Raw genomic sequence first — 1,022 nt, 5'->3', positions numbered from 1 at the left:
ATCGGAAATCAATAGAGTCACAGAAAAACTTTTTCAAGAGATTCACCCTGACAAAAGAAAAACCTTTACTTGTGACAACGGCAAAGAATTTTGTGGACATCAAGAGTTGAGTCAGAAACTAGGAGCAGATTTTTATTTTGCTACTCCTTATCATTCGTGGGAGAGGGGATTAAACGAGCCTACCAATGGACTGTTAAGACAATTTTTCCCCAAGGGAACGAATTTTAAAATCCTTAAGCCAGAGGAGGTGGAAAGAGCCGTAAACTTGATTAACAATCGTCCTCGAAAATGTCTTGACTATCGTACCCCGAATGAGGTATTCTATAAAGGTAGATCAGACAGTGATGCAATTCAGACTTGAATTGGCCTTTTATGTACAAAAAACGATTTATCAGGGTTTAGGTGGAACAAGAAAATATAACTCAGACATCGGGGAGAAGTTCGGGGACAAGGTAGGATGGAGAAAAGGAGGAAGCTGGTTGTACTACAAAGATATTACTTTTGATATAAAAGCAGCTAAAGGACACCTCCCAGTTTGGGGTATGGGTTGGTGGAATGATCATCGCTGGTTGGAGGGAACAAGCACCAGTCTGGGGGTGCCTGTGGAAGATAGTAGTATTTTTTGTCGCATCGAGACTTGTAGATTGTAACCTGTAAAGATTACAGTTTGTAGGGTGCGTTAGGAGCGCAAAAAGATTATAAAATATAGCAATTCCCATAGTTGTGAGGTACAGAGTCTTAGGTTTTGAGGAGTCAGGAGTCAGGAGTTAAGATTTTGGTGTACCTCATGAGATTGGGAAACGCTATATACAAATAGATTAAATACGCGACGTAACGCACCATTATTATTGAAGGAAATTTTAAAAAACATAATAAAATAAGGCTCTTCGGTAATTGTTATGCAATGGACGGGGGTTATAAGGGATGGAACCCTTATATAGAAAGGCATTTAGCGATTTTTGTCAATTGTTTTTTATCTAGAGCGAACTAATCAATTAAGTCTCTTGCCAGATAAAGATTTA

2 protein-coding genes are annotated in these 1,022 nt (G+C 38.7%); both read left to right on the top strand.

The window, feature by feature from the left end:
* Window positions 1–361: IS30 family transposase (locus O9332_RS12425; RefSeq protein WP_288025815.1), on the top strand; the 361-nt coding region annotated here is incomplete at its 5' end.
* Window positions 345–650 (top strand): GUN4 domain-containing protein, encoded by a 306-nt coding sequence (locus tag O9332_RS12420; RefSeq protein WP_043998860.1) that lies wholly within the window; start codon window positions 345–347, stop codon window positions 648–650. The genes O9332_RS12425 and O9332_RS12420, both read left to right, overlap by 17 nt.
* The last annotated feature ends 372 nt before the right edge of the window (window positions 651–1,022 follow it).

Source organism: Microcystis sp. LE19-10.1B, from assembly GCF_027530565.1.
In the GTDB taxonomy this organism is placed as follows: Bacteria; Cyanobacteriota; Cyanobacteriia; order Cyanobacteriales; family Microcystaceae; genus Microcystis; species Microcystis aeruginosa.
Note: the sequence above shows the minus strand (reverse complement) of the source record. Positions and strands in the feature narration are given on the sequence as shown.